This is a genomic window from Streptomyces sp. NPDC058664 (assembly GCF_042716635.1).
Taxonomy (GTDB): domain Bacteria; phylum Actinomycetota; class Actinomycetes; order Streptomycetales; family Streptomycetaceae; genus Streptomyces.
The window spans coordinates 32,442-51,412 of the sequence record NZ_JBHXRW010000016.1; the positions used below are offsets into that span (position 1 = coordinate 32,442).

19 protein-coding genes are annotated in these 18,971 nt (G+C 72.7%); 3 read left to right on the top strand and 16 right to left on the bottom strand.

What is annotated here, in order from left to right; all coding sequences use genetic code 11:
- Nucleotides 1-12 precede the first annotated feature (12 nt).
- The 7 genes from ACFWUY_RS15320 to ACFWUY_RS15350 all read right to left on the bottom strand — a co-directional run bounded on the left by ACFWUY_RS15320 (nucleotide 13) and on the right by ACFWUY_RS15350 (nucleotide 7,890).
- Nucleotides 13-2,277, bottom strand: coding sequence for an alpha-N-acetylglucosaminidase (locus tag ACFWUY_RS15320; RefSeq protein ID WP_384107470.1), 2,265 nt, complete (start codon nucleotides 2,275-2,277; stop codon nucleotides 13-15).
- A gap of 155 nt (nucleotides 2,278-2,432) precedes the next feature.
- Nucleotides 2,433-3,011: a hypothetical protein gene (locus ACFWUY_RS15325; RefSeq protein WP_384107472.1), complete on the bottom strand. Its 579-nt coding sequence runs from the start codon at nucleotides 3,009-3,011 to the stop codon at nucleotides 2,433-2,435.
- Complete coding sequence (locus tag ACFWUY_RS15330) at nucleotides 3,008-4,183, bottom strand: ROK family glucokinase (protein WP_384107474.1); 1,176 nt, start codon at nucleotides 4,181-4,183, stop codon at nucleotides 3,008-3,010. Before ACFWUY_RS15330 ends, ACFWUY_RS15325 begins: the two co-directional genes overlap by 4 nt.
- Nucleotides 4,184-4,220: 37 nt before the next feature.
- Nucleotides 4,221-5,015 carry an ATP-binding cassette domain-containing protein gene (locus ACFWUY_RS15335; protein ID WP_384107476.1) on the bottom strand — a complete coding sequence of 265 codons (795 nt, stop codon included), beginning with the start codon at nucleotides 5,013-5,015 and terminating at the stop codon, nucleotides 4,221-4,223.
- A complete protein-coding gene (locus ACFWUY_RS15340) occupies nucleotides 5,012-6,067 on the bottom strand; it encodes an ABC transporter permease (RefSeq protein WP_384107478.1) in 1,056 nt (351 codons plus the stop codon). The genes ACFWUY_RS15335 and ACFWUY_RS15340 overlap by 4 nt, the downstream gene beginning before the upstream one ends.
- On the bottom strand, nucleotides 6,064-7,083 hold the full coding sequence (locus ACFWUY_RS15345; RefSeq protein ID WP_384107480.1) for a sugar ABC transporter substrate-binding protein: 1,020 nt from the start codon (nucleotides 7,081-7,083) through the stop codon (nucleotides 6,064-6,066). Before ACFWUY_RS15345 ends, ACFWUY_RS15340 begins: the two co-directional genes overlap by 4 nt.
- Before the next feature lie 87 nt (nucleotides 7,084-7,170).
- Nucleotides 7,171-7,890, bottom strand: coding sequence for a GntR family transcriptional regulator (locus tag ACFWUY_RS15350; protein WP_384107698.1), 720 nt, complete (start codon nucleotides 7,888-7,890; stop codon nucleotides 7,171-7,173).
- Nucleotides 7,891-8,030: 140 nt separating this feature from the next.
- Between ACFWUY_RS15350 and ACFWUY_RS15355 the strand changes: the two genes are divergently transcribed.
- Nucleotides 8,031-9,065 (top strand): Gfo/Idh/MocA family oxidoreductase, encoded by a 1,035-nt coding sequence (locus tag ACFWUY_RS15355; protein ID WP_384107482.1) that lies wholly within the window; start codon nucleotides 8,031-8,033, stop codon nucleotides 9,063-9,065.
- On the opposite strand, the gene ACFWUY_RS15360 is transcribed toward ACFWUY_RS15355, so the two are convergent.
- The 4 genes from ACFWUY_RS15360 to ACFWUY_RS15375 are packed head-to-tail and all read right to left on the bottom strand — an operon-like array spanning nucleotide 9,054 to nucleotide 12,569.
- Nucleotides 9,054-9,479, bottom strand: a complete 426-nt coding sequence (locus tag ACFWUY_RS15360) for a PaaI family thioesterase (RefSeq protein WP_384107484.1) — start codon at nucleotides 9,477-9,479, stop codon at nucleotides 9,054-9,056. The two genes, ACFWUY_RS15355 and ACFWUY_RS15360, sit on opposite strands and share 12 nt — an antisense overlap.
- Before the next feature lie 4 nt (nucleotides 9,480-9,483).
- Nucleotides 9,484-10,662 carry a cytochrome P450 gene (locus ACFWUY_RS15365; protein ID WP_384107486.1) on the bottom strand — a complete coding sequence of 393 codons (1,179 nt, stop codon included), beginning with the start codon at nucleotides 10,660-10,662 and terminating at the stop codon, nucleotides 9,484-9,486.
- Nucleotides 10,663-10,671: 9 nt separating this feature from the next.
- Complete coding sequence (locus ACFWUY_RS15370) at nucleotides 10,672-11,361, bottom strand: response regulator (RefSeq protein ID WP_384107488.1); 690 nt, start codon at nucleotides 11,359-11,361, stop codon at nucleotides 10,672-10,674.
- Nucleotides 11,358-12,569 carry a sensor histidine kinase gene (locus tag ACFWUY_RS15375; RefSeq protein ID WP_384107490.1) on the bottom strand — a complete coding sequence of 404 codons (1,212 nt, stop codon included), beginning with the start codon at nucleotides 12,567-12,569 and terminating at the stop codon, nucleotides 11,358-11,360. The genes ACFWUY_RS15370 and ACFWUY_RS15375 overlap by 4 nt, the downstream gene beginning before the upstream one ends.
- A gap of 146 nt (nucleotides 12,570-12,715) precedes the next feature.
- Here ACFWUY_RS15375 and ACFWUY_RS15380 point away from each other — a divergent pair, with 146 nt between their 5' ends.
- Nucleotides 12,716-12,937 carry a hypothetical protein gene (locus ACFWUY_RS15380; RefSeq protein WP_384107492.1) on the top strand — a complete coding sequence of 74 codons (222 nt, stop codon included), beginning with the start codon at nucleotides 12,716-12,718 and terminating at the stop codon, nucleotides 12,935-12,937.
- A gap of 19 nt (nucleotides 12,938-12,956) precedes the next feature.
- Here ACFWUY_RS15380 and ACFWUY_RS15385 read toward each other — a convergent pair whose 3' ends face one another.
- The 3 genes from ACFWUY_RS15385 to ACFWUY_RS15395 form a co-directional block, all read right to left on the bottom strand.
- Nucleotides 12,957-13,316, bottom strand: coding sequence for a hypothetical protein (locus ACFWUY_RS15385; protein WP_384107494.1), 360 nt, complete (start codon nucleotides 13,314-13,316; stop codon nucleotides 12,957-12,959).
- Nucleotides 13,317-13,327: 11 nt separating this feature from the next.
- Nucleotides 13,328-14,257 carry a DMT family transporter gene (locus ACFWUY_RS15390; protein ID WP_384107496.1) on the bottom strand — a complete coding sequence of 310 codons (930 nt, stop codon included), beginning with the start codon at nucleotides 14,255-14,257 and terminating at the stop codon, nucleotides 13,328-13,330.
- Between the two features lie 129 nt (nucleotides 14,258-14,386).
- Nucleotides 14,387-14,995, bottom strand: coding sequence for a dihydrofolate reductase family protein (locus ACFWUY_RS15395; RefSeq protein WP_384107500.1), 609 nt, complete (start codon nucleotides 14,993-14,995; stop codon nucleotides 14,387-14,389).
- A 171-nt stretch (nucleotides 14,996-15,166) separates the two neighbouring features.
- Between ACFWUY_RS15395 and ACFWUY_RS15400 the strand changes: the two genes are divergently transcribed.
- Entirely contained in the window at nucleotides 15,167-15,919 is a 753-nt protein-coding gene (locus ACFWUY_RS15400; protein WP_384107503.1) for an SDR family NAD(P)-dependent oxidoreductase, read from the top strand.
- A gap of 319 nt (nucleotides 15,920-16,238) precedes the next feature.
- Here the strand turns inward: ACFWUY_RS15400 and alc are convergent, their stop codons facing one another.
- The gene (gene alc, locus ACFWUY_RS15405) at nucleotides 16,239-17,357 is read right to left on the bottom strand and encodes an allantoicase (RefSeq protein ID WP_384107508.1); all 1,119 of its coding nucleotides are present in this window, start codon (nucleotides 17,355-17,357) and stop codon (nucleotides 16,239-16,241) included.
- A 3-nt stretch (nucleotides 17,358-17,360) separates the two neighbouring features.
- Nucleotides 17,361-18,695 (bottom strand): allantoinase AllB, encoded by a 1,335-nt coding sequence (gene allB / locus ACFWUY_RS15410; protein ID WP_384107512.1) that lies wholly within the window; start codon nucleotides 18,693-18,695, stop codon nucleotides 17,361-17,363.
- Nucleotides 18,696-18,971 lie beyond the last annotated feature (276 nt).

Sequence of the window (18,971 nt, forward strand, 5' to 3'; positions counted from 1 at the left end):
CTGCCCCGGAGATCACCGGGCGGGTGCCGTGGGCGACGGCGGCGGGTCCCGCAGGGCGTCGCGCACCGCCGTGGCCAGGGCCACCGGGTCGCCCGAGGCGTGCACGGGATACGGGTCGCGCCGCTGGTTCCAGGCGTTCTCGACGGCGAACCAGTCGATGGCGACCGGTGCCCGGCCCGTCGTCAGCGCGGTGTCGAGGGAGTCGAGGTACATCGTCCAGCGCGGGGCGTAGAAGTCGGAGACCAGGCCGGACCACTCCCTGTTGGCGTAGTCGCGCAGGCCGCCCGAGTCGCTTCCGGAGCGGTGGCCCCAGGTGGTGAGGACGGAGCGGGCGTCGAACTCGGCCGTGGCCCGCTCCTCTTCGGTGGCGCCCCAGGACCGGGCGTCCTCCAGCCAGGGCCCGAGGAGGAACCGGGTGTCGGTGGCGAGGAGTTCGTCGAGGAGGGCGAGGCAGGCCTTCCATTCGGCGGCCCGCTGACGGAACAGGGCGAGGTCCTTCGCGTCGTAGGCGGCCTTGATCCGCGGGAGCAGGACCCGGCTGTGGTTGGCGAGGGCCTGCCGTGCCACGTCGACCAGGTCGAAGCGGTACGCGTCGGTGGTCCGCAGTTCGGGTGCGACCCGGAGCAGTTCCGTGAGGGCCTGCCGCACCGTGCCCGCGTCGTAGCGCATGGCGCCGGGGCTCCAGCTGGCCGCCGTGGTCGCCGTCAGCCGGGGGCGGGCGGTGAAGAGGCTGTCCTGGGACTCGCTCCACGTGCCGGACGGGGTGCTGTACGGGCCACCGCGCAGCAGTTCCCATGCCTTGGCGGCGTGCGGGTCGGCACCGCCGTACCGCCGCTCGGCGTACCGCGCGAACCATGCCTCGTGGTCCGGCGGGCCGGTCCGCCAGGCCAGTTCGGTGAACAGCTCGTAGGCGACGGGGTTGCCGCCGGTGCCCTCCGGAAGGTAGGCGATGCCCTTCAGGGCGCTTCCCGGCTTGTCGCGCCACCGGTCGAAGCGGTCGGCCCAGACGGCGGTGTTGGCGCCGATGGTGGTGTGGCCGCCGAAGTTGGGGATCGTGCCGAAGGCGTAGGGCGCGCCGTGCCAGGTGGTCTCCCGGTCGAGGCCGTCGTAGCGGTCCGACAGGCCGTCGACGATGAGGAGCCTGCTCTTGTCGACGGCGTCGATGATCTGCGTGGAGGGGTTCTTCTGCCAGCCGAGCAGGGTCCAGACGGCGCCGGGGCGCGCGGTCTGCAGCGCGTTCATCACGGCCTTGGCGGCGTCTCCTATGGGGACGTCACCGGGCCGGCCGCCCTCGTGGAGCAGGTCCATCTTGTACAGGGTGGAGTCGCCGAGGAGTGCGCGCTGGTGGCGGTAGAACGAGGCGGCGACCTCGGGGAACACCGGGCTGCGCGGGTCGAGCCAGTCGGGCCGGTCGAAGCCGACCCAGCGGCCCTGCGGGACGACAGGTCCCGTGGGGTTCTTCGCCGTGAAGCCCGGGGGCACGGTGCCGTAGTAGCCGGGCAGCACCGGGGTCATGCCGAGCAGGCGCAGCCGGTCCGCGATCCTCCGGCCGAGGGCCGCGCGGTCGTCGAGGAGCCGCTCGGAGACGGGGCCGCCGAAGCCCGACATGTTCTGCATCAGCCACCACGGCTGGTGGGCGGGGCCGGGGATCCAGGAGCGGAGCTCGTCCCCGGAGTAGCCGAACTCCCGGAACGTCTCGTGGTAGACGGCGTCCGCGCCCATCTGGACGAAGACCTCGTTGGCGCCGTGCAGGGCGAGCAGGTCGATCTGCTTCTCGTACGCGGCCCAGTCGCGGTAGGCGCCGGAGTAGCCGTCGTCGGTGTCGTTGAGCGCGAAGCGGTGGGGCACGGAGGCGTCCTGACGGACGGTGCCGGTGGGGGCGGGAAGGATCCGGGGCAGTCGGGCGGTGCTGTCGCCGGGCCAGCCGATGTCGACCTTCGCCGTGTACTTGAGGTACCAGTTGACGCCGCTCAGGATCGTGGCGGGGCTGGTCCCCTGGATCCGTACGTCGCCGGCGTCGCCGGAGACGGTGAAGTAGTCGCCGGACGCGGGGCGGCTCACCGGAACGAGGGTGAACTGGGAGACGTGGCGCGGCAGCAGCCGGGCGAGGGCGGCCCTGGCGGGCCCGGAGGTGAAGGCGGGCCGGCCGTCGGGGGCCGCCGCGGCGGTCCCGGCCGTTCCCGCCGCCGCCGTCGCGGTGGACGTCCCCGGGGACGCGGCCGGTACGGCGAGGGTCACGGCCACGAACGCGGCGGCCCAGCATCTCGTTCTTCTCACTGCGGCCACCCGTCTGCCTGTCTGCCTGTCGAGAAGGATCACTCATGGAGCGTTCGACATGGGAACGCGGGCCAGGGCGCCAGTCAAGGCACCGCACCGCTCACCGCCGGAACCGGCTGCTCCGGGGGCGGGTGCGGCTCGTCAGGTGCGGCTCGTCAGGGGCTGGTCGTCGAGACCGCGTGCACCCGGGGGAAGGCCGGGTCGGTGAGGTCGACGGTGAGGTCGGTGGTCGGGCGCGGCCCCTCGCGCCTCACCGTGGTGCCCGCCCAGTTCACGCCGTCGGCGAAGGTCCAGCCGACGATCTCGGCGTCGCGCTCGCCGACCGTGATCCGGCCCGGCGTGAGAGCCGTGCGACCGGTTCCGGACTCGGCGAGGAAGGCGTCGAGGCCGTAGGCGGTCGTCGTGAACTCGACGTACAGCCGGCTCGTCTTCCAGTTGCTGGTCTCGTAGTAGGCGACGCCCCAGGCGCCGGCGGGCACCGGGACCTCGAAGACCCGCCGCTTCATCAGCGAGGGCCAGTTGTCCTGGAGGCCGGCCGCCGAGGACTCGCGTTCCTTGTCGCGGCCGCTGTCCCGGCTCTGGCCCGCGGAGATGACGAGATAGCCGGCCGGGATGCCCACGAGCAGCACGATGATGACGGCCGTCAGCCAGCGGCGGCGGATCATGTGCCGGCGGTCCTCGGGCAGCTTGTCCCGGGTACCGCGCGACGGGAGGGACTGGTGGGGCATGGTCATGAAGGCGGGTCCTCGGGGATACGGGGGGCCCGGGCCGACGTTCCGTTGCGCAGGGCCTGGGCGTAGCGCTCGTACCGTTCGTACCGCTCGACCCGGCGCCGGTTGGCGCGGCGGAAGCGGCGGGCGACGAGCCGGGCGAGGTCGGCGGCACCGACCATGCCGGCCTCGGGGCCGAGCTGGGCGCGGGTGATGCGGGCCTCGGGGCGGTAGCCGCGGCCGGTGAGGTGGCGGCGGAAGGCGTCCCGCGCGGGGCCGATGAGCAGGTCGTCGGCGGCCGAGACGCCGCCGCCGATGACGAAGCAGGAGGGGTCGAGGGCGGCGGCGAGGTTGGCGATGCCGACGCCGAGCCACTGGCCGATGTCCTGGAGCAGCTCGACGCACATGGCGTCGCCCTCGCGGGCGAGCTCGGTGATGAGCGGTCCGGTGATCTCGGGGACGTTGCCCTTGACCCGTTCGATGATGTTGTACGCGACCGGGGAGTCGGCGGCGGCCATCTCGCGGGCCTCGCGGACCAGCGCGTTGCCCGAGCTGTACTGCTCCCAGCAGCCGCGGTTGCCGCAGGGGCAGCGGTGTCCGCCGGGGACGACCTGCATGTGGCCGAACTCGCCCGCGACCCCGTACCTGCCGCGCTTGACCTGGCCGCCCTCCAGGATGGCGCCGCCGATGCCGGTGCCGAGGGTGATCATGACGAGGTGGTCCTCGCCGCGGCCCGCGCCGAAGCGCCATTCGGCCCAGGCGGCGGTGTTGGCGTCGTTGTCGACCATGACGGGGACGGCCAGGCGGCCCTGGAGGGCGTCGCGGAGGGGCTCGTTCCGCCAGGCGAGGTGCGGGGCGAAGAGCACCGTGGCGCGCTCGGCGTCGACCCAGCCGGCCGCGCCGATGCCGACGGCGTGCACGTCGTGCCGGTCGGAGAGGTCGAGGACCAGTTCGACGATGGTGTCCTCGACGACCTTGGGGCTCTTGGACTTGTCCGGGGTCTCCGTGCGGAGCTTCTCCAGGATGTTGCCGTCGGCGTCGACGACACCGGCCATCACCTTCGTACCGCCGATGTCGATGCCGACGGTCGGCACCCGGGGCGCCGTCAGGTGGGAGCGCCGCTCCCGGGTGCCGACGGTCCGCAGCACGGTGCCCCGGGCGGAGCCCCGGTGGGCGAGGTCACGGTAGGTACTCATCGGCTCCGATTCTGCCAGGTGGGGGGTGAAGCGGCCGTTACGTCGCGGAGGGCCGTTCCAGTTCGTGGCGCAGGTCCTCCAGCTCGGTGCCGCCGGCCATCTGCCGGGTCAACTCGTCGAGGGTGACGGAGCCCTTGGTGTGGCTGCCGGCCATGACGCCCCGCTTGAGCAGCACGAAACGGTCGCCGACCAGGTACGCGTGGTGCGGGTTGTGCGTGATGAGGACCACGCCGAGTCCCTGGTCGCGGGCGGCGGCCACGTACTTCAGGACGACGCCGGACTGCTTGACGCCGAGCGCGGCGGTCGGCTCGTCGAGGACGAGGACCTTCGCGCCGAAGTGGACGGCCCGGGCGATGGCGACGCACTGCCGCTCGCCGCCGGAGAGGGTGCCGATGGGCTGGTCGACGTCCCGCAGGTCGATGCCCATGCGGAGCAGTGCCTCGCGGGTGGTGGACCGCATCAGGCCGACGTCGAGCCGCTTGAACGGGCCGGAGCCCCTGGTGGGCTCGGAGCCGAGGAAGAAGTTCCGCCAGACCGGCATGAGGGGGACCACGGCGAGGTCCTGGTAGACGGTGGCGATGCCCCGGTCGAGGGCGTCGCGCGGGTTGGCGAGGGTGACCTCCTCGCCCTCGACGCGGAAGACGCCGGCGTCGTGCCGGTGAAGCCCTGCGACGATCTTGATGAGGGTGGACTTGCCGGCGCCGTTGTCGCCGAGGACGCAGGTGATCTCGCCGGAGCGGACCTCCAGGGAGACCCCTTCGAGGGCGCGGATGTTGCCGTAGTACTTGCTGACGTCGTCGAGCTCGACGAGGGAGGTCCGTTCCGTGGTCACTTGGTGGCCTCCACGCGCTTGCGGATCCAGGCGTTCAGCAGGGTCGCCAGGAGGAGCATCGCTCCCAGGAAGAACTTGAACCAGTCCGGGTTCCACTCGGCGTACACGATGCCCTTGCTGGTCATGCCGAAGATGAGGGCGCCGATCGCCGAGCCGATGGCGGAGCCGTATCCGCCGGTGATCAGACAGCCGCCGATGACGGCCGCGATGATGTAGACGAGCTCGTTGCCGACGCCCTCGCCCGACTGGACGACGTCGAAGGAGAAGAGCAGGTGCTGGCCGGAGACCCAGGCGCAGAAGGCCACGCCCATGTAGAGGCCGATCTTCGTCCGGTGGACGGGGACGCCGACCGCGCGGGCCGCGTCGGCGCCGCCGCCGACCGCGAAGATCCAGTTGCCGAAGCGGGTGCGGAGCAGGATCCAGGTGGCGAGCGCGACGAGGCCGAACCACCACAGGACGGTGACCTTGAACTCGACGCCGCCGACGGTCAGCTGCGAGGCGAAGAGCTTGCGGGCGGAGGGGAAGCCCTCCATGTCGGCGATGGTCTTGGTGGAGACGGTGCCGCTGATCAGCTTGGTGAGGCCCAGGTTCAGGCCGGTCAGCATGAGGAAGGTGCCGAGGGTGATGATGAAGCTGGGCAGCTCGGTACGGGTCAGCATGAAGCCGTTGAAGGCGCCGATCGCCAGGGTGACGAGCAGCGAGACGCCGACGCCGACCCAGACGTTCGCCGTCAGCTGGTAGCTGAACATCGACGAGACCAGGGCCGAGCTGGTGACCATGACGCCTGCGGACAGGTCGAACTCGCCGCCGATCATGAGCAGCGCGACGGGGACGGCCATGATGCCGAGGGTGGAGGCCGCGTAGAGGACGGTGCCGAGGCTGGACGGGTTCAGGAAGCTGTCGGCGACCACCGCGAAGAAGACGAAGACGGCGATCGCGCCGACGACCGAGCCGAGTTCGGGGCGGGCGAGGAGCTTCTTCAGCGGGGAGGTGCGGAGCAGCCGTTCGTCGACGTGGTCGATGCCGTCCGACGGCGGGGCGGTGGAGCTCATCGGGTGCCCCGCTCCGCGTAGCCGACGAGCGCGGCGGCGTCGTCCTTCGTGATGATCTGGGGGCCGGTGAGGACCGGCTTCCCGCCGCCGAGGACGTCGGCGTTGTAGCGGTACAGCCAGAGCAGGTCGACGGCCTGGTAGCCCTGGAGGTAGGGCTGCTGGTCGACGGCGAAGCCGAGGGTGCCGGCCTGGAGGGCGCTCGCGACCTTGGCGTTGAGGTCGAAGGTGTCGACCTCGGCCTTGCTGCCGGCGCTCCTGGCGGCCTGGACGGCGGCGTCGGCGAAGGGGGCGCCGAGGGTGACGACGGCGTCCAGGTCCTTGTCGGACTGGAGCTTGGCCTCGATGGAGGCCTTGACGTCGGGCATGTTGGTGCCGTCGACGTACAGGTTCACGAGCTCGCCGCCGAAGGTCTTCTTCGTTCCGGCGCAGCGCTGCTCGTGGCCGACGTTGCCCTGCTCGTGCAGGACGCAGAGGGCCTTCTTCCTCCCCCGCTTGTCGAGCTCCTCGCCGACGGCCTCGCCGGCGACGGTCTCGTCCTGGCCGATGTGGGTGAGCGCGCCGTACGCCTCGGACTGCTCGGCGCCGGAGTTCACGGTGATCACCGGGATGCCGGCCTTGACGGCCTTCTCGACGGCGGCCTTCATGGCGTCGGGCTTGGCGAGGGTCACGATGAGGCCGTCGACGCCCTTGGTGACGTACGAGTCGATCAGCTGCGCCTGCTCCTTGCCCTCGTCGCTGTGGGCGTACAGGAAGTTGATGTTGTCCTTGGCGGCGGCCTGCTCGGCGCCGTTCTGGACGATGTCCCAGAAGGTGTCGCCGTCACCGGAGTGGGTCACCATGGCGAAGGTCCAGCGGGGCGTGTCGACGGCCGCCCGGCCCTGGGCCGCGGCGGCCTTGCGGGCGTCCTCCGCCCGCTTTCCGCCGGTGCTGCTGCACCCCGCGAGCGCCCCTGTGAGTGTGAGCGCGAGCACGGCGCCGATGACGGCGCGTACCCCTCCGGTCCGAAGCCTGGTCACGAGGCCGTGCCCTCCTTTGTGTCCTTCTGCGTGCATTGCAGTATCGGTCATGCGGGTCGGGACGCTCGCCAGGGGGGCCTTCCGGGGTCACGGGCGGGCCATCAGCTGGAATTCGAAGGAGTAGCGGGCGGCCCGGTAGACGTGGGAGCCGTACTCGACGGCCCGGCCGGTGTCGTCGAAGGTGACGCGTTCCATCGTGAGCAGCGGGGCGCCCGCCGGCTCGTCGAGCAGTGCCGCCTCCGCGGCGGTCGCGGCGCGGGCGCCGACGGTCTGGCGGGCACTGTGCAGGGTGAGCGCGGCGGCACGGAGCAGCCGGTGGAGGCCGGTGGTCTCCAGGTGCCCGGTGTCCGGCTCGACGAGCCCGGCCGGGAGGTGGTTGCGCAGGTACGCCACGGGCTCGCCGCGCGCGGTGCGGAGCCGTTCGAGGTAGCGGACCTCGCCGCCCTCGGGTATGCCGAGGGCGGCCGCGACCGGGGCGGTGGCGGGTTCGAGGCGGTTGAGGATGACCCGGGTGGCGGGAAGCCGGCCGGCGGCGTCCAGGTCGTCGTAGAGGCTGCTGGGCGCCGGTGGGCGGCGGACCGTGCTGTGCACGACCTGGGTGCCGACGCCCCGGCGGCGGACGAGGAGGCCCTTGTCGACGAGGGTCTGGATGGCCTGGCGGACGGTGGGGCGGGAGAGGCCGAGGCGGGTGGCGAGGTCGATCTCGTTGCCGAGGAGGGTGCCCGGCGTCAGCGTCCCGTCCGCCACGGCGTCCTCCAGTTGCCGGGCCAGCTGGAAGTAGAGCGGGACCGGGCTGCCGCGGTCCACGGAGAGCGGGGGCAGGGACGAGCCGGACTGCTTGGGCACGGGGGGAGCGTAGCCCGGCCCGCTGATGACGGGAAGGCGTTCATGTCCGGTTGTCCTGACACGTCCTTGACACCGGGGAGGCACGCCCGCACGGTGGGGCCATGCGCATCGGACTCATCGGTACGGGACGGATCGGGAGCTTCCACGCGGGGGTCCTCGCCCGTCACCCGGAGGTCGGGGCGCTGGTCCTGGCCGACGCCGACGTCACCCGGGCCGCCGCGGTCGCGGGGGCGCTCGGCGCGGAGGCGGCACCGGACGTGACGGCGCTGTTCGGGCACGCCCTGGACGCCGTGGTGATCGCCTCGGCGACGGCCGCGCACGCGGAGCTGATCGCCCGCGCGGCGGGCGCCGGACTCCCGGCCTTCTGCGAGAAGCCGATCGCCCTGGACGTGCCGGGGACGCTGAGCGCGCTCGCGGCGGTGGCGGAGGCGGGGACCGAGCTCCAGCTCGGGTTCATGCGGCGCTTCGACCCGGGGTACCGGGCGGCGCGGGAGGCCGTGCGCTCGGGCCGGCTCGGCCGGCTGCACACCGTACGGGCGGCGACCTCCGACCCGGAGCCGCCGCCCGCCGCGTACCTGCCGCTCTCCGGCGGTCTCTTCCGGGACTGCTCGGTGCACGACTTCGACATCGTCCGCTGGGTGACCGGCCGGGAGGTCGTCGAGGTGTACGCGACGGGCTCGGACGCGGGGCCCGCGATGTTCCGGGAGGCGGGGGACGTGTCCACGGCCGCCGCGCTCCTCACCCTGGACGACGGCACGCTGGTCACGGCGACCGCGACCCGCCGCAACGGCGCCGGGTACGACGTCCGCATGGAGCTGGCGGGCGACCGGGGCCAGATCGCGGTGGGCCTGGACGACCGCACCCCGCTCACCTCGGTGGAACCGCGCGGACCGGCCGCGCCGGGGAAGCCCTGGCCGGGGTTCCTGGAGCGGTTCGCCCCCGCGTACGAGGCGGAACTCGACGCGTTCGTCCGCCTGGTACGCGGCGAGGCCCGCAACCCGTGCGACGGACGGGAGGCCCTTGAGGCGCTGCGGATCGCCGAGGCGTGCGAGCGCTCGCGCCGGGAGCGGCGTCCGGTACGGCTCGCCGGGGCGGGTGGGCCGGCCGGGGGCGACGGGGCCGGTTCAGCCGGCTGACAGCACCGTGCCCTGGGCCACCGCGCACAGCGTCTCGGCGCCCTGCTCGTCGACGGTCGACAGGTCGCAGCGCACCACCGCCTGCCGCCGCCCGGCGTGGACCACCTCCGCCCGGGCACGCAGCACGTCCCCCGTCGCGGGCCGGACGTACTGGATGGAGAACCCGGCCGTCAGCACGGCCGCGCCGAGCTCGGCGCCCGCGGCGAAAGTGATCGCGTTGTCCGCCGCGTACGAGAGCACCCCGCCGTGCAGGAAGCCGTTCTGCTGTCTCAGCTCGTCGCGACGGTCCAGCTCCAGGACCGCTCGGCCCGCGCCGAATTCGGTGAGGCGGGCGCCGACGAGCCGGCTGAACGGCTGCGCGTCGAGGACCTTCCGGGCGAGGTCGAGGTCGAGGGCGGGGCTCTGATCGCTCAAGGGTTCACCACCGGACGGGGAGTTGACGGGTCCCGCGCATGAGCATGCCGGGCAGCCAGTCCAACGAACCGGCATCCGGGTCGAGTTCCAGCCCCGGGAAGCGGTCGAGAACCGTCCGGAGCGCGACCTGCGCCTCCAGGCGGGCGAGCGGGGCGCCCAGGCAGTAGTGGACGCCGTGCCCGAAGGCGAGGTGGCCGCGCGTGTCGCGGGTGATGTCGAAGCGGTCCGGGTCGGGGAAGCGCTCGGGGTCGCGGCCGCTGGAGGCGAGCGAGACGAGGACCGGTTCGTACGCGGGGATCACCGTCTCCCCGAAACCGACGGCCTCCCGGCTGAACCGGTACGTGGCCGTCTCCACCGGCCCCTCCCAGCGCAGCGTCTCCTCGATCAGGCCGTCCAGCAGGCTCGGGTCTGCACTGAGCGCGGCGAGCTGCTCGGGGTGGGTGAGCAGCGCCCGCACCGCGTTGGCGATGAGGTTCACGGTGGTCTCGTGGCCCGCGAGCAGCAAGAGGTAGGCGAGTCCGCGCAGTTCCGGCAGGGAGAGCCGGTCGCCGTCCTCGGCGCGGGCGGCGATCAGCGCGGACAGCAGGTCGCCGGTGGGCCCGGCGGCCCGCTTGTCCTCGACGAGTTCACCGAGGTAGGCGGCGAGGCTCTCGATCGCCTCCCGCTCGGGTTCCGCGCCGCTGGGCGCGACGATCTCGTTCGACCAGCGACGGAAGGAGTCGCGGTCGGCGGCCGGTACACCGAGGAGTTCGCAGATGACGGTGATGGGCAACGGGAACGCGAGGGCGTCGACGAGATCGGCGCGCCCGGCCGGCTCCACGGCGTCGAGGAGCTCGTCGGTGAGCCGCTGGACACGGGGACGCAGTGACTCGACGCGCCGGCCGGTGAACTCCCCGGCGATCAGCCGGCGTAGCCGTGTGTGGTCGGGCGGGTCGAGGATCAGCAGGTTGGGGCCGATGAGGTCCTCGTCGAGCATGGTCGTCCCGAGCACGGACGGCGACTTGGACAGTCTCGGGTCGTTGAGCGCGGCCCGTGCCTCCTCGTGACCGACGACCAGCCAGACCGTGGCCCCGTCGGGTGTGCGCACATGGTGGACCGGACCGGCCTCGCGCAGTTTCTCGTAGTACGGATAAGGGTTCGCGGTGAAATCCGCGCCGTACTCCCCCAGATCGATGACGGGCATCGTCCGACCCTAGACGTCGTCCTCGCCTTCCGACAGCCCGGCATCGTGCACCAGGAGCGCGATCTGGACACGGTTGTTGAGGCCGAGTCTGGCCAGGATCCGCGAGACGTGCGTCTTCACGGTCGGCACGCTCATGTAAAGGGCTGCGGCGATCTCGGCGTTGGACCGGCCCCGGCCGACGGCCAACGCCACCTCCCTTTCCCGCTGGGCCAGTTCGGCGAGCCGTTCGGCGGCGGCGGTACGGCGGGTCTTCTCGGGCGGGTCCGTGGGGTCCGGCTGTCCGGCGACGTGGGTCATCAACTGACGGGTGACGGCCGGCGAGAGGACGGGGTCGCCCGCGGCGACCCGGCGGACGGCGGCGACGATCTCCGCGGGCGGGGTGTCCTTGAGGACGAAGCCGGCGGCGCCGGCCCGCAGGGCGCGCAGCACCTGTTCGTCGGCGTGGAAGGTGGTGAGGACGACGACCTCGGGGGCGCCGGGGCGGGCGCGGAGCCGTTCGGTGGCGGTGAGCCCGTCGACGTACGGCATCCGGATGTCCATGAGGACGACGTCGGGGGCGAGCCGGTCGACGAGTTCGGGGACCTCTCGGCCGTCGGCGCCCTCGCCGACGATCTCCAGGTCGTCGGCGCCGCCGAGCATGAAGGTGAGGCCCGCGCGGACCAGGGGGTCGTCGTCGACGATGAGCAGCCGGATGGTCATGCGGGCCACGGTAGCCAGGCGTGGAGGGTGAAGCCGCCGTCGGGGTCGGGGCCGTGCTCCAGCCGGCCGCCGGTGAGGGCGGCGCGTTCGGTGAGTCCGATGAGGCCCTGGCCGGAGCCGGGGACGTGGGGCACCGGGCCCGCGGGGGCCGGGTTGTGGATGTCGACGGTGAGGCCCTCGCCGGGCCGGCCGCGCACGGTGACGGCGACGGGGGTGCCGGGGGCGTGCTTGCGGGCGTTGGTGAGGGCCTCCTGTGCGATGCGGTAGACGGTGCGGCCGGTGGCGGCGGGCACCGTGGCCGGGTCGTCGACGGTGGTGTCGAGGACGACCTCCGTACCGGCCTCACGGGACTCGTCGACCAGCGCGCCGAGGGTGGCGAGGGTGGGCTGTGGACGGTCGCCGTCGCCGTTCTCGCCGGGGGCGCGCAGCACGCCGATGATCTCGCGGAGGTCCTGGAGGGCTTCGTGGGCGCTGTCTCGGATGACTCCGGCGGCGCGGGCGATCTGCTCGGGCGGGGCGTCCGGCCGGAACTCCAGGGCTCCGGCGTGGACGCTCAGCAGGGTGAGCCGGTGGGCGAGCACGTCGTGCATCTCACGGGCGATGGCCTCGCGGGCGAGCCGCTGGGCCTGGGCGGCGCGCAGCTCGGCCTCGGCCTCGGCGCGGCGGGCCCGCTCCCTGAGGGCTTCGACGAGCTGGCGCCGGGAGCGGACGAGCATGCCCCAGGCGGTGACGAGGAGGACGAGGACGGCGCCGAGGGCGATGGAGAGCCCGGCGTTGGTGGTGGGGTCGGGGCGGACGAAGACCTGGGCGACGGAAGTGACGACGGCGAGCGCGCCGATCCAGGCGACCTCGCGGAAGGGACGGCGTACGGCGACGCTGAACAGGCTCGCGAGGAGGGCTCCGGCGGCGACCGGGGCCACGACGTTCGCCAGGGCGAGGGCGACGGCGAGCCCGACGGGCCATCGGCGGCGCAGCCAGAGGGCACCGCAGGCGGCGGCACCGGCCAGCTGGTCGAGGAGGGTGACGGTCTCGCTGGTGTACTCCGCGCCGGCGTCGGCGGCGAGGAGGCCGACGAACGCGGCGAGGAGGAACAACGAGGTGTCCACGATCCAGTCGCGGAGGGTACGGCGGGGCCGGGCCGCTCCGGTCCCGCCCGGTTCGACCAGGTGGGAGGGGAGCAGCCACCGCTGCCGGTCCGTACGCGTCATGTCCGCAAATGTACGCAGGCCAGGTGCGGTCCGGCGGTCGTACGGGCCGTCGTGCTACCGGAGTCGCCGAGGTCGATACTTTGGTATCGACCGTCGTAGACGAGCGGCGGACGCGGGCGGTCGGCCCTTCCCTCCATGATCGGATCATGAAGGGTTTTCTTGAGGGTCTCGGGGCCCTGCTGCTGGTGTCCGGTATCGCCGGAGTGATTCGTGAACTGACCGACGGCTGGTTCAGGTTCCTGGGCCTGACCCGGTTCCTCACGGAGAACGTGGGGTTCCTGGAGGGCCGGGAGCTGTTCGCGAACATCGTGATCGCGGTCCTCGGGCTGGTCGTCGCGATCGCCGGGAGCCGAATAGCGAAGGTCTGAGCCGGCGGTTTCCCGGCTGTCAGGCGCTCGCCCGGTCGAGGCGGGTGACCTCGGCGAGGTGCTCGGCCATGCGGTGGGACACGGAGCCGCTGGTGTAGAGGACTCCGCCGATGACGGCCACGGGCACGGACGCGCCGAGAACGGCGAGGAGTTCGGGCCAGTCGCGCTCGTTGACGCAGCGGCTGTCGCTGTTGTGGAGGTTCTCGCTGGTGAACCGGGAGGTGCACTCGCGGCTGTGCTCAGCGGTCTCGTAGGGCGTGAAGAGGAGCACCGCGAGCCAGATCCACATGAGCACGGCCACGGCGAGGAGTCCGAGTCCCCATGCCTGGGTGCGGCGGGCCCGGGCGCGGAAGGCGTTGTCGTACACGAGTGAACTCATGATCGAATAACCTATCCGGCGTCCTTGTCGGCGGCCCGGCGGCCCCAGCCGGTGCCCGCCAGCACGAGGACCGCGCCCGCGAGGCCGAGGACTCCGGGGCGGTCGCCGGCGAGGGTGATGCCCGCGGCGGCGGCCCAGAGCGGTTCCGTCCCGAGGAGGAGGCTGACCCGGGACGGGGAGCTGCGGCGGACCGCCCACATCTGCACGAAGAAGGCGAAGAGCGTGCAGAAGACGGAGAGGAAGAGCAGTCCGGCCCATTCGCGGGGGCCGAAGTCGAGGGCCACCGCCCAGGGCGAGGCGCCGGTGCCGGGGAAGGCCGCGATGACGGCGAAGACGGCGACGGCGGAGCCGAGTTGCACGGTGGTGAGGGAGAGCGAGTCGGCGTCCTGGACCGCCTTGGTCCGGGACATGACCAGGACGTGGACGGTACGGGCGACGGCGGCGAGCAGCATGAGCAGGTCGCCGAGGGAGGGGGCGGTGAACCCGCCGCCCTGGGTGAGGAGGACGACGCCCGTGACGGAGAGCGCGGCGGCGGCGACGAAGGCGCGGGGCGGCCGGGCCCTGGTCACGGCGGCCTCGGCGAGCGGGGTGAGGATCATGGTGAGGCTGATGATCAGGCCCGCGTTGGTGGCGGAGGTGTGGACGACGCCGTAGGTCTCCAGGAGGAAGATCCCGCTGAGGATCAGTCCGAGGGTCGCGGCGCCGCGCCACTGGGTCGCGCTCAGCGCCCGGAGCCTGGCCCAGCCGGCGACGACGAGGACGGGCAGCACCACCGCGAACCGCAGCACGAGGACCGCGATGACGGTGTGGGTGGTGGTGATGCCCTTGGCTGCGAGGTAGCTGGCGCCCCAGACGACGGCGACGAGCAGGACGGGCAGATCGGCGAGCCAGGCGCGGCGCGGGGCGCCGAGGGACACGGGGGCGGCGATCGAAGCCGACATGGGGCCGTTCTCCAACTCTTCCGGCGGGGTGGAGACTTCGACGGCTCGCACTCGGAGCGATCACCGTACCCGGCCGGGCCCGTGGTGGCTACATCTTTCCGTCGGCGTCCGGATCGGCAGCTGCCGTACTCAGTAGCTGCCGTACTCCGGGCGTCCCGTCAGCTCGTACGTGTGGATGGCGACGCCCGAGCCGGTGGTGTGCCCGGCGGTGTGCCGGAAGGCGGTGGGGCGTACGCCGTCGGAGAAGAGGCGGCGGCCGGTGCCGAGCACCACGGGGAAGACGAGCAGGTGCAGGGTGTCGATCAGGTCGTGATCGAGCAGGGTCCGGGCGAGGCCGCCGCTGCCGTGCATCTGGATCTCGCCGTCGAGGCTCTCCTTGAGGTCGGCGACCTCCTTCGCCACGTCGCCGCGCAGGAGGGTGGTCCCGGCCCAGTCGGCGGAGTCGAGGGTGCTGGTGGCGACGTACTTGGGGAGGGCGTTGAGCTTGGAGGCGATGGGATCGGCCGGGTCGTCGTGCTGCGGCCAGTAGCTCGCGAAGATCTCGTACGTGCGACGGCCGAGGAGGAAGGCGGTCGGACGGGTGAAGACCTCGTTCATGAACTGCCCGAAGTCGTCGTCGCCGAACGGCACGGACCAGCCGCCGTGCTCGAATCCGCCGCTGCGGTCCTCGTCGGGGCCGCCGGGGGCCTGGTGGACGCCGTCGAGGGTGAGGAACTGGGTGAGGCTGAGGGTGGCCATGGTGGGTGCCCTTTCTGTTCTCCGGACCATCGTGTCTCACCCGTACTGACCGCACCGCTCGGCGGAAGTCATCGGTGGCCGGGTCGGCGTCCGATAGCCGCCAGCGCCGGGCCGCCCCGCCGACTTTCATTGAACCCGCAACCACTCGGTACGGCTCACGGAGGTTTCGGGATGTCCACGACGAACGGCACGATGAACGGCACGGCGGTCCTGGTGACGGGCGGCAGCAGGGGGATCGGCGCGGCCACGGCCGTACGCCTGGCCCGGGAGGGCGCCGACGTGGCCTTCACCTACGTCCAGGACGAGGCACGGGCCAAGGAGGTCGCCGCGCTGATCGAGGCGACCGGCCGCACGGCTCTGCCCCTGCGGGCGGACGCGGCCGACGCCGGGGACGCGGCGGGCGCGGTGCACTGGGCGGCGGACGCCCTGGGACGGCTCGACGTCCTGGTGAACAACGTCGGCGTCGGGGTCCTCGGCCCCCTGGAGTCGCTGGCCCTCGCGGACGTGGACCGGGTCCTCTCGGTCAATGTCCGGGCCGCCTTCCTCGCCTCGCAGGCGGCGGCCGCGCGGCTGCCGGAGGGCGGGCGGATCGTCACGATCGGCAGCTGCATGGCGCAGCGGGTGCCGGGTCCCGGCGGAGTGCTGTACGCGCTGAGCAAGACGGCGCTGACCGGCCTGACGAAGGGGCTGGCCCGGGAACTCGGCGGGCGCGGCATCACGGCGAACCTCGTCCACCCCGGTCCCGTCGACACCGACATGAACCCGGCGGACGGACCGTACGCGGAGGGGCAGGCGGCGATGACGGCGCTCGGCCGCTTCGGCACCCCGGACGAGGTGGCCGCGATGGTCGCCTTCCTCGCGGGGCCGGAGGGGCGGTACGTGACGGGCGCCGAGTTCTCGGTGGACGGCGGGCACGCGGCGTGACTCTGGGGAGAGGCGTGACACCCGGTGGATAGGGCCCGACGAGTGAGCCGAAGGGGCGCGCCGGGGGAACGGTCCCGAGCGCGCGGAGCCTCCTGAGGGACGAAGGAGGCGAGCACGGTCGGGACCGTGAGCCCGGCTTTGGCGCCCCGGAGGCGAACCGAGCCTCAAAAAGGGGGAGGCGCGAGGGCGCACCGGTGCTGTCGGGTCGGTGCGCCCTCGCGGGCCGGGCGGGGTGTCGTACCCGCCCGGTCCGGGAGGCGGCCGGTCGGCCCCCCGAGTCACGGGGAGCCGGTCGGCCGCTCGGGTCGGGACGGGGCGGTCAGCCGCCCAGTTCCTGGTGGCGGGCGGTCAGCCGCGCCGTGCCGGTCTCCGTGAGGGAGCCGAAGAGGCGGAGGCGGGAGATGCCGCCGTCCGGGTAGATGTCGATCCGGACGCGGGAGCCGACCGCCGGGGTGTCCAGGACGAACCGGTGGTTGGTGTCGGGCTGGAGGCGGGTCCGGGGCAGGATCTCGGTCCACTCCTCGGAGCCCTCGGCGGCGACGGAGAGGGCGGCCCAGCCTGCGCTGTTGCCCTTGAGGTACGCGGTGTCGATCTCGACGGCGCGGATCTCGGACTCGGCGGCCAGCTGGTAGCGGATCCAGTCGTTGCCCTTGTCGCGGCGGCGGCGGGTCTCCCAGCCGTCGTCCATCTTGCGGGAGCGGCCCGGCTGGATGGTGTTGGTGGCCGGGGAGTAGAAGCGGTCGGAGGCGTCCTCGACCTGGCCGCCGTTCTCCAGGGCCGCGAGGTCGAAGGTGCCGAGGACGGCGAGCCACGCCGGGTCCGGGGCGATCTCGCCGTACACGCGGAGGCGGGCGATGCCGCCGTCGGGGTGCTGGTTGACGCGCAGGTGGGTGAAGCGCTGTTCGACGTCGACGGCGAAGCCGTTGGCGGCGTGGCCGCCGACGGCGGTGCGCGGGACGAGCGTCGTCCACTTCACGCCGTCGGCGAGGAGTTCCTCGGGCGAGGGCGAGCCGGCGACGGAGGTGGCCTCGACGGAGACGGCCTGCGGGTAGTTGCCGCGGAAGTGGGCCGTGTCGAGGACGATGCCGCGGACGACACCGGGCGCGCCGAGGCGTACGAGGGCCCAGTCGTGGTCGTCCTCGGTGGGGTGCGGCTGCTGGGCGGAGATGCCGCGGCGGCGGCGGGTCTCCCAGCCGTCCATGATCTTGCCCTTGTGGCCGAAGTGCTCGGGGTCGAACTCGGCGGCCTCGGGCTTGAGCAGGTTCTCGCGCTCCGCGAAGAACTCGTCGTTGGCCGCGATGACCCCGGCGCCGAGGCGGCGGTCGGCGAGGTCCGCGTACCGGGTGAAGGGGAAGTCGGCCGTGCGGTAGTCGGCGTACGGGTCGCCGCCGCCGTAGGGGCTGGCGTCGCCGGTGAAGGAGGGTATGCCGGTGCTCACGGGTCAGTTGTTCCTTTCGAGGAGGCGGCCGGTCGGCTCGGCGAGGGTGCCGCGGTCGACGATGCGCTCTCCGCGCAGCCAGGTGGAGGTGACGACGCCGCTGAGGGTCTTGCCCGCGTAGGCGGTGATGCGGTTGCGGTGCTGGAGCTCGGCCGGGTCCACGGTGAAGGTGGCGTCCGGGGCGAGGACGGCGAAGTCGGCGTCGCGGCCGGCCTCGATGGCGCCCTTGTGGGTGAGTCCGGCGAGCCGGGCCGGGCCCTCGGACATCCAGCGGACGACGTCCTCCAGGGTGTGGCCGCGGCGGCGGGCCTCGGTCCAGATGGCGGGCAGGCCGAGCTGGAGGGAGGAGATGCCGCCCCAGGCGGACGCGAAGTCGGGCGTCTTGAGGTCGGCGGTGGACGGCGAGTGGTCGGACACGATGCAGTCGATCGTGCCGTCGGCGAGCCCCTGCCACAGGGCGTCCTGGTTGGCGGCCTCCCGGATGGGCGGGCAGCACTTGAACTCGGTGGCGCCGTCCGGGATCTCCTCGGCGGTGAGCGTGAGGAAGTGCGGGCAGGACTCGACGGTGATCTTGACGCCCTCGGCCTTGGCGGCGGCGATGAGCGGCAGCGCGTCGGAGGAGGAGAGGTGCAGGACGTGGACGCGGGCGTTCAGCCGGCGGGCCTGGTTGACCAGGTTCTCGATCGCCGTGTTCTCGGCGTCCCGGGGCCGGGAGGCGAGGAAGTCGGCGTACGCGCCGCCGGAGCGCTGGGGTGCGGCGGCGAGGTGGTGGGGGTCCTCGGCGTGCACGATCATCAGCCCGTCGAAGCCGGAGATCTCGGCGAGCGAGGTCGCGAGGCGTTCCTGGTCGAGTTCGGGGAACTCGTCGACGCCGGAGGGCGAGAGGAAGCACTTGAAGCCGAAGACGCCGGCGTCGTGGAGCGGCCGGAGGTCCTTGACGTTGTCGGGCAGGGCGCCGCCCCAGAAGCCGACGTCGATGTGCGCCTTGCTGCGGGCGACCTCCTGCTTGACGCGCAGGTTCTCCACGGTGGTGGTCGGGGGCAGCGAGTTGAGCGGCATGTCGAGGAGGGTCGTGATGCCGCCGGCGGCGGCCGCGCGGGTGGCGGTCCAGAAGCCCTCCCACTCGGTGCGGCCGGGGTCGTTCACGTGCACGTGGGTGTCGACGAGGCCGGGCAGGACGACGTCGTCGCCGACGTCCTCGAGCCGGGCGCCGTCGGGGACCTCGGCGTCGTACGGCAGCACGGCCGCGATCGTCCCTCCGGAGACGGCGATCGACGCCGGACGCGTCCCCTCGGGGGTGATGACACGCGTCGAGCGCAGGACCAGGTTGACGTCCACCCGTACCCCTCTCTTCAAGTGACTCGCAGAGCGAACTGAGAAATTCAACGAACTGTTGAAAAGGAGTCTTCACTTCCGGGCGACATGTCGTCAAGGGCACACTTCCAGCATCGGCCGCCACCGAACCCGTCTTGGATGTTTCCACAAAGTGGAAAGATAATTCCGTACAGTAGAACGTAGCTCCGCACATGCGGGGCGGACCCGGCTCCCGCCGGACCCGCGCCGACACCGGACAAACACCCCCTGACCGGCGCGTACGCCGGGGCCGGGGCCGGG

Excerpts from the sequence above, each read along its gene's own strand:
- ACFWUY_RS15325 (WP_384107472.1), bottom strand. The coding sequence starts at position 3,011 with ATGACCATGCCCCACCAGTCCCTCCCGTCGCGCGGTACCCGGGACAAG.
- ACFWUY_RS15330 (WP_384107474.1), bottom strand. The coding sequence starts at position 4,183 with ATGAGTACCTACCGTGACCTCGCCCACCGGGGCTCCGCCCGGGGCACC.
- ACFWUY_RS15340 (WP_384107478.1), bottom strand. The coding sequence starts at position 6,067 with ATGAGCTCCACCGCCCCGCCGTCGGACGGCATCGACCACGTCGACGAA.
- ACFWUY_RS15355 (WP_384107482.1), top strand. The coding sequence starts at position 8,031 with ATGCGCATCGGACTCATCGGTACGGGACGGATCGGGAGCTTCCACGCG.
- ACFWUY_RS15365 (WP_384107486.1), bottom strand. The coding sequence starts at position 10,662 with ATGCCCGTCATCGATCTGGGGGAGTACGGCGCGGATTTCACCGCGAAC.
- ACFWUY_RS15370 (WP_384107488.1), bottom strand. The coding sequence starts at position 11,361 with ATGACCATCCGGCTGCTCATCGTCGACGACGACCCCCTGGTCCGCGCG.
- ACFWUY_RS15375 (WP_384107490.1), bottom strand. The coding sequence starts at position 12,569 with ATGACGCGTACGGACCGGCAGCGGTGGCTGCTCCCCTCCCACCTGGTC.
- ACFWUY_RS15380 (WP_384107492.1), top strand. The coding sequence starts at position 12,716 with ATGAAGGGTTTTCTTGAGGGTCTCGGGGCCCTGCTGCTGGTGTCCGGT.
- ACFWUY_RS15385 (WP_384107494.1), bottom strand. The coding sequence starts at position 13,316 with ATGAGTTCACTCGTGTACGACAACGCCTTCCGCGCCCGGGCCCGCCGC.
- ACFWUY_RS15390 (WP_384107496.1), bottom strand. The coding sequence starts at position 14,257 with ATGTCGGCTTCGATCGCCGCCCCCGTGTCCCTCGGCGCCCCGCGCCGC.
- ACFWUY_RS15395 (WP_384107500.1), bottom strand. The coding sequence starts at position 14,995 with ATGGCCACCCTCAGCCTCACCCAGTTCCTCACCCTCGACGGCGTCCAC.
- ACFWUY_RS15400 (WP_384107503.1), top strand. The coding sequence starts at position 15,167 with ATGTCCACGACGAACGGCACGATGAACGGCACGGCGGTCCTGGTGACG.